Here is a 7008-nt window from a genome sequence, read left to right on the forward strand (position 1 = left end):
CTGGCCGCCGAGCTCGGCCCGCCGCCGGACGCCCCGCCCCGCCCGTCGTACGACGCCCCGTCGCCCGCCGACCCGTCCGACGCGCGGGGCCACGAGGGCCGTGTGGTCGCCGTGTGGGGTCCGGCGGGAGCGCCCGGACGCAGCACGGTCGCCTCGGCCATGGCCGCCGAGCTGGGCCGCCGAGGCCGCACGATCCTCGTCGACGCCGATCCCTACGGCGGGACGATCGGCCAGCAGCTGGGCGTGATGGACGAGGTCTCGGGACTGCTCTCCGCGGCGCGGCTCGCGACCGCGGGTCAGCTCGAGGAGCGCTTCGCCACCGTGCAGCGCGGCCTCGACAGCCGGCTGTCGGTCGTCACCGGGCTGCCTCGCGCCGACCGGTGGACCGAGGTGCGCTCCGGCACCGTCGAGCACCTCCTCGAGCTCGGCCGCGCCCAGGGCGACGTCGTCGTCGACACCGGCTTCAGCCTCGAGGGCGACCCGGCCGGTGAGCTCGGCGGCCGTGGACGCAACCGGCTGACCCTCGGTGCCCTCGAGGTCGCCGACGAGGTCGTCGTGGTGGGTGCGGCCGACCCGGTCGGGCTCTCGCGGCTGGCCCGCGGTCTGGTCGACCTGCGCGAGATCGTCGGTCCGACGCCGGTGCACGTCGTCGTCAACCGGATGCGTCCGACGCTCGGGTGGTCGGAGAAGGAGGTGGCGAGCATGGTCGCGGGCTTCGCGCGGCTGGCCGGGCTGCACTTCCTGCCCGACGACCGGGCGACGGTCGACCGCGCGCTGGTGGCCGGCCGCACCCTCGTCGAGTCGGGGGAGTCCGCGCTGACCCGGGCGGTGGCGGGCCTGGTGGCCGGGGTGATGGCCGGCGTACCGGCCTAGCGATCACCCTCAGGCGCCCCGACCCGCTCGGAGCCGACAACATGGCGCACGCCGCGGCCGTCCGAGGCCGGTCAGGAACTGAAGAGCAGGAAGAGTCCGCCGCTGGTGAAGCCGACCATCGCGGCGAGCAGCGGCAGCTGGCCGGTGAGCTGGTGGCGGGCGGGGAGCAGCCGCAGGGCCCGGTCGTGGGCGACGATCGCGGCGACGACGTGGCCGAGGACGACCGCGCCGACCTTGATGCTCGCGAGCAGCGTCGGGTGGTAGGCGAGCCAGGTGACGTCGCGCATGTCACCGGTGCCGAGGTAGTCGGAGCCGTTGCTGAAGGGGTCGCTGGCGAGCACGAGCGTGCGGGAGCCGACCTCGACGAAGTAGCTGAGGTAGTGGGCGAAGACGTAGCCGATGACGATCGGGACGATCGAGTGGGCGAACGCGTTGGGCAGGTCGCGACGCTGCTGGTCGGGTCCGACGCCGGTGAGCACGCAGCCGAGGGTGAAGACCCCCATCGCGCCCAGGCAGAAGACGACCAGGGTGATGTTGTTGAGCAGGTAGCCGCTGACGTCGGTGCCCTGCAGGAATTTCACGTAGGGCGGCGACTCGCCGAACGAGTCGAAGCCGGTGCTGCCGAAGAGCACGCCCGCGACGCCGAGCAGGCCGGCGACGGGCTCGATGGAGGCCAGGTTGGCCAGGGGGCTGCGCACCAGGAGCCGGCCGTCGCGGCGGGCCCAGATCGAGGCCTTGCCGACGAGGCTCGAGTAGACCTCGAAGGGGTCGGCCCGCTCGTAGAACGTGCTGCCGAACAGTGCGCCCCCGACGAGCATCGCGGCGACGTAGACGGCGAACCACAGCCGCACCGGGCTGAGCTCGGTGGAGTAGGGGTAGACGAGCTCGAGCCAGACGAAGGCGAGCAGGCCGAACGCGGCCGGCCAGTAGCCGACCCGCGCGGAGTAGGCGTAGAGCCCCTCGTCGGGGTTGCTGCCGGCGAGGCGGGCGAAGAGCAGGTTGATCGTGCGGACCGGGCTGATGGCCTTCCAGAACGGGCCGAACAGCAACGACATCGGCACGATGCCGACCCACAGCCAGACGTAGATGATCCCGAAGAACGGGTTGATGACCTTGTCGACGCCGAACACCGCGACCACCGCGGTGTAGAGGAACAGCACCATGCCGAAGACCCGCAGGGCGATGCCGAACGCCGGGTGGTCGACGACGCGCGCGACCAGCTCGGGGGCCGGACGACCGTTCGTCGCGGCGTCGTAGCGCGGCTTGCGCCAGGCGATCGCGAGGACGGTGAACGACACGACCAGCGCGGCGACCGCGCCGGCAACAGCCAGGCCGAGCGAGATCGGCAGGTCCTGCTGGCCACCGATGCCGTGCGCGGAGAGGTCGCCCCCGGCCTGATCCGCGGCCAGCGCCGCGGTCAGGGCGGTCACTTCACCTGCAGCTGGACGACCGGTCCCTCGAACGGCTCGTGCAGCTCGACGTCGACCAGGCCCGGACGGTCGAACTGGAGCTCGATCGGGTCGTTCTCGCCCGCCGCGAACTCCTTCGTCGTCTCGGGGGAGGAGTGCACGTGGAGCTCTCCGGCCTCGTCGGAGGTGACGACGATGTCGACGGGCTGGTTGACGTCGACGTCGATGCGCTCGCCGGCCGGGGTCACCTCGCCGTCCTTGACCGTCACCTGGATGGTCTCGGTCTCGGAGCTGCCGCCGCCGTCGTCACCGCAGCCGGCGGTGAGGGCGAGCACGGACAGCAGGACGGTGGCGGCGCTCAGGCCTCGGCGCATCTCGGGCGACCTCTTCAGGTGTGGACGACAGGTCGGACGGATGCCGTCACGACGACCGTCCTCTGCGAGAATCCCACGACGGACCAAGACGGCCGACGGCGACCTGCCCGATGCCGTCGCCACGCACCATGGGGCAGCGCCGATCGACGGGCACGGGGGGTTCACGGCATGAGCGAGCGGTTGCGGGCACGCGACCTGGCCTTCCTGACGGCAGAGACGACCACGGCGCCGCGACACAACGCCACCGTCGAGATCTTCCAGCCGGGCGAGTCGGGCTTCGACCACGACCGGCTGCTCGCGCTCGTCTCCGACCGGATCTCGTTCGTGCCCCGCTACCGCCAGCGGCTGGCCGTCGTGCCCGGCGGTCTGGCCAACCCGGTCTGGGTCGACGACGAGCAGTTCGACCTCGACTACCACGTACGCCGCTCCGCCCTGCCCCGGCCGGGCACCGACGACCAGCTCCGCGAGCTGGTGTCGCGGATCGTGTCGCGCCGCCTCGACCGCAACCGGCCGCTGTGGGAGATCTACGTCGTCGAGGGCCTCGAGGGCGACCGGGTCGCGCTGCTCTACAAGAGCCACCAGGCGCTCGTCGACGGCGTCCACACCGTCGACCTCGGCCAGCTCCTGCTCGACCGCTCGCCCGAGCCCCGCGCCCTCGACCCCGACGACTGGGCGCCCCGCGCGGCCCCCTCGTCGGTCGGGCTCGTGGCCGAGGCCGTGCGCGACTCCGTGACCTCGCCGGGCACCATCGTCGAGACCGTGAGCGTGGCCGCCGGCTCGGCGCTGCGCACGGCCGACCGGGCCAACCGCCGTACCCGTGCGGTGGCGCAGGCCCTCACCGGACGGCGCCCGCGGCGTCCCGGCCCCGTGATCGGACCGCTCTCGCAGCACCGCCGCGTCGTGACGGTCGAGACCCGGCTCGCCGACTACCGCAAGATCCGCGAGGTCCACGGCGGCACCGTCAACGACGTCATCCTGGCCTGCCTCACCGGCGCGCTGCGCGCGTGGCTGATGACGCGGGCCGAGTCGCTCGCCGGGCTGCGCCAGCTGCGCGCCGTCGTCCCGGTGTCGGTGATCGACGACGAGCTCGAGGCCACCTCGCTCGGCAGCCAGATCGCCGCCCACTTCGTCGAGCTGCCCATCAGCGAGGCCAGCCCGCTCGTGCGGCTCCACCAGGTGTCCTACTCGTTCCAGGCCCACGCCGAGACCGGCCGCAGCGTCGCGGCCAACCGGCTCGCCGGCATCGCCGGGTTCGCCCCGACGACGTTCCACGCGATCGGCTCGCGGGTCGCCTCCGACGAGCTGCGCCGCGGCTACCACATCAGCGTCACCAACGTGCCCGGTCCGCAGTCGCCCCTCTATGCGGCCGGCGCCCGGATGATCGCCACCTACCCGGTCCCGCCGCTGCACGAGGGCCACCCGCTGGCGATCGGCGTCACGTCCTACGACGGCAAGGTGTTCTACGGCCTGACCGCCGACCGCGACGCCCTCCCCGACGCCGACCTGCTCGGCACCTGCGTGTCCGAGGCCCTCGACGAGCTCCTCGCCACCACCACGGCCAAGCGCGCCCCCCGTGGCCGCAAGCGGGCGGCGTCCAAGGTCGGCCGGACGGCCAAGCGCGCCAAGGGCGACGAGTGACGCGGATCTACCTCCCCACCACGCTCGACCGCCTGCGCGCGGCCTGGGCGGCCGGCTCGCTCGAGCCCGGTGACGACGTCGTGGTCGCCGAGGGTGACGACGAGGAGTCCGAGTACGCCGCCCTGATGACCGCCGCCGACGCCTCCACGGCGCTCCTCGCCGGACCCGGCCGCCGGGTCGTCGTGGTCGCCGACGTGGGCGACCCCCAGCACCCGGTCCCGCTCAAGCGCGTCGTCGCCGTCCACGCCGACACCGCCGACCGCCCCGCCGACGCCGACCCCGACGACGACCTCGCCTGGTACGCCACCCAGGAAGTCCCCGACCTCCTCTCCTGACCCACACACGAGCGCGAGTCGGCGCAGAGTGCGAACGGGATCAGCGTGAGTCGGCGCTGAGAGTGAGCGCCGGCGCCGACTCGCGCCCGTCTGACTCGCACTCTGCGCCGACTCGGCGCGGACGTCGTACCTCAGTAGGGTCGGTCAGATGGACGCGATCACCACCCCACCGGTCCCCGTCAACGAGCCCAACCTGACCTACGCGCCCGGCAGCCCCGAGCGTGCGGCGCTGGTCGTGGAGATCGACAGGCTCGAGCGGCGCCAGCACACGTTCCGCGCCCACATCAACGGGCGCAAGCGCAACGGTGGGGGCGAGGAGATCCACGTCGTTCAGCCGCACGACCACCAGCACGTGCTGGGCACGCTGAAGAACTCGACGACCAAGGACGCCGAGGCCGCGGTCAGGGCGAGCCTCGACGCCGCCCACGACTGGCGCGCGATGCCGTTCGACGAGCGGTGCGCGATCATCCTCAAGGCCGCCGACCTGCTGGCCGGGCCGTGGCGCCAGCGACTCAACGCCGCCACGATGCTGGGGCAGTCCAAGACGGCGTTCCAGGCCGAGATCGACGCGGCCTGCGAGCTCATCGACTTCTGGCGCTTCAACGTCCACTACGCCAAGCAGATCCTCACCGACCAGCCGATCGCCAACAGCCCCGGCATCTGGAACCGCACCGACCACCGGCCGCTCGAGGGCTTCGTCTACGCGATCACGCCGTTCAACTTCACCGCCATCGCCGGCAACCTGCCGACCGCGCCGGCGCTGATGGGCAACACCGTCGTCTGGAAGCCGAGCCCCACCCAGCAGCTCGCCGCGTCGCTGACGATGGAGCTGCTCGAGGAGGCGGGCATGCCGCCCGGCGTCATCAACATGCTGCCAGGCGACGGCCTCGACGTCTCGAAGGTGACGCTCGCCCACCGCGACCTCGCCGGCATCCACTTCACCGGGTCGACGCCGACGTTCCAGCACCTGTGGTCGACCATCGGCAGCAACATCGGGGGCTACCGCTCCTACCCGCGGATCGTCGGCGAGACCGGGGGCAAGGACTTCATCGTCGCCCACCCGTCGGCCGACCCCGACGTGCTGCGGGTGGCGATGATCCGCGGCGCGTTCGAGTACCAGGGCCAGAAGTGCTCGGCGGCCTCGCGTGCCTACGTGCCCAAGAGCCTCTGGGCCAAGATCAAGGACCAGCTGATCTCGGACACCGACAACCTGTCGATGGGCGACGTCACCGACCTCTCGCACTTCATGGGTGCGGTGATCGACGACCGTGCGTTCGCCAAGCACCGGGCGGCCATCGCGCGCGCCGAGCGCACCCGGGGCGTCGAGATCGTCGCCGGTGGCCAGCTCGACGACTCGGTCGGCTGGTTCGTGCGGCCGACGATCATCACCGCGACCAACCCGACCGACGAGATCTTCACGACCGAGTACTTCGGCCCGATCCTCGCCGTCCACGTCTATGACGACGACCGCTGGGAGCAGGTCGTCCAGCAGCTCGAGGGCGTGTCGTCCTACGCCCTCACCGGCGCCGTGATCAGCCAGGACCGCGCTGCCGTCGCGTGGGCCAGCGAGACGCTCCGCTTCGCGGCCGGCAACTTCTACGTCAACGACAAGCCGACCGGCGCCGTCGTCGGTCAGCAGCCGTTCGGCGGTGGCCGCGCGTCGGGCACCAACGACAAGGCCGGTGCCGCCGTCAACCTGTTGCGCTGGACGTCACCGCGCTCCATCAAGGAGACGTTCGTGCCCCCGACCGAGCACCGCCACCCGCACCAGGGCTAGGGCGACGGCTGCTCGGCCGGCGAGGCGAGCGGGTCAGGCCGGCTGCTCCAGGAACGGGTAGTCGGTGTAGCCCTCGGCGCCGCCGCCGTAGAAGGTGTCCTCGTTCGGCTCGTTGAGCTCGGCGCCGGTCTGCCACCGCAGCGGCAGGTCGGGGTTGGCCAGGAACTCGCGACCGACGACGACGGCGTCCGCCCCGTGCTCGTCGAGCAGCTTCTGGGCGTCCTCGCGGGTGGTGACCGACGAGAAGCCGGTGTTGAGCAGCAGCGGGCCGCCGAACAGCTTGCCGAGGTGGCGCACGAGGTCGCTGCCGGGCTCGGCCGACAGCACGCTCAGGTAGGCGAGGCCGAGCGGGGCGATGGCCTCGACGAGGGCGGTGTACGTCGCCTCGACGTCGGCCGGGTCGTCCTCGGTCGCGCCCTGGATGTTGTGGGCCGGGGAGAGCCGGATGCCGACGCGGTCGGCACCGATCGCGTCGACCACCGCCCGCACGACCTCGAGGCCGAAGCGCGCCCGGGCGTCGGGGGAGCCGCCGTACTCGTCGGTGCGCTCGTTGGAGCCGGGCGCGAGGAACAGGTGGATCAGGTAGCCGTTGGCGCCGTGGA

The 7008-nt window shown here is 72.4% G+C and carries 7 protein-coding genes; 4 read left to right on the forward strand and 3 right to left on the reverse strand.

The features are described from left to right. Nucleotides 1–873 (forward strand): CpaE family protein (locus Q7T52_RS19240; protein WP_370692346.1); only part of this gene is annotated, 873 nt, incomplete at its 5' end. Nucleotides 874–944: 71 nt separating this feature from the next. Here the strand turns inward: Q7T52_RS19240 and Q7T52_RS19245 are convergent. Both Q7T52_RS19245 and Q7T52_RS19250 read right to left on the reverse strand, forming a co-directional pair. Further along, on the reverse strand, nt 945–2303 hold the full coding sequence (locus Q7T52_RS19245; RefSeq protein WP_304805167.1) for a hypothetical protein: 1359 nt from the start codon (nt 2301–2303) through the stop codon (nt 945–947). After that, nucleotides 2300–2656, reverse strand: coding sequence for a hypothetical protein (locus tag Q7T52_RS19250; RefSeq protein WP_304805168.1), 357 nt, complete (start codon nt 2654–2656; stop codon nt 2300–2302). Before Q7T52_RS19250 ends, Q7T52_RS19245 begins: the two co-directional genes overlap by 4 nt. Before the next feature lie 168 nt (nt 2657–2824). On the opposite strand from Q7T52_RS19250, the gene Q7T52_RS19255 reads away from it, so the two are divergent. The 3 genes from Q7T52_RS19255 (at nt 2825) to pruA (ending at nt 6406) form a co-directional block, all read left to right on the forward strand. Next, nucleotides 2825–4294 carry a wax ester/triacylglycerol synthase family O-acyltransferase gene (locus tag Q7T52_RS19255; RefSeq protein ID WP_304805169.1) on the forward strand — a complete coding sequence of 490 codons (1470 nt, stop codon included), beginning with the start codon at nt 2825–2827 and terminating at the stop codon, nt 4292–4294. After that, the gene (locus Q7T52_RS19260) at nt 4291–4629 is read left to right on the forward strand and encodes a hypothetical protein (protein ID WP_304805170.1); all 339 of its coding nucleotides are present in this window, start codon (nt 4291–4293) and stop codon (nt 4627–4629) included. Before Q7T52_RS19255 ends, Q7T52_RS19260 begins: the two co-directional genes overlap by 4 nt. 148 nt (nt 4630–4777) lie before the next feature. Then, nucleotides 4778–6406 carry an L-glutamate gamma-semialdehyde dehydrogenase gene (pruA, locus tag Q7T52_RS19265; protein ID WP_304805171.1) on the forward strand — a complete coding sequence of 543 codons (1629 nt, stop codon included), beginning with the start codon at nt 4778–4780 and terminating at the stop codon, nt 6404–6406. A 33-nt stretch (nt 6407–6439) separates the two neighbouring features. On the opposite strand, the gene Q7T52_RS19270 is transcribed toward pruA, so the two are convergent. After that, on the reverse strand, nt 6440–7008 hold a 569-nt coding region (locus Q7T52_RS19270), incomplete at its 5' end, for a tRNA-dihydrouridine synthase (RefSeq protein ID WP_304805172.1).

This window comes from Nocardioides sp. (assembly GCF_030655615.1).
GTDB lineage: Bacteria > Actinomycetota > Actinomycetes > Propionibacteriales > Nocardioidaceae > Nocardioides.

Coding starts and splice junctions, on each gene's coding strand:
- Q7T52_RS19255 (WP_304805169.1), top strand. CDS start 2,825: ATGAGCGAGCGGTTGCGGGCACGCGACCTGGCCTTCCTGACGGCAGAG.
- Q7T52_RS19250 (WP_304805168.1), bottom strand. CDS start 2,656: ATGCGCCGAGGCCTGAGCGCCGCCACCGTCCTGCTGTCCGTGCTCGCC.
- pruA (WP_304805171.1), top strand. CDS start 4,778: ATGGACGCGATCACCACCCCACCGGTCCCCGTCAACGAGCCCAACCTG.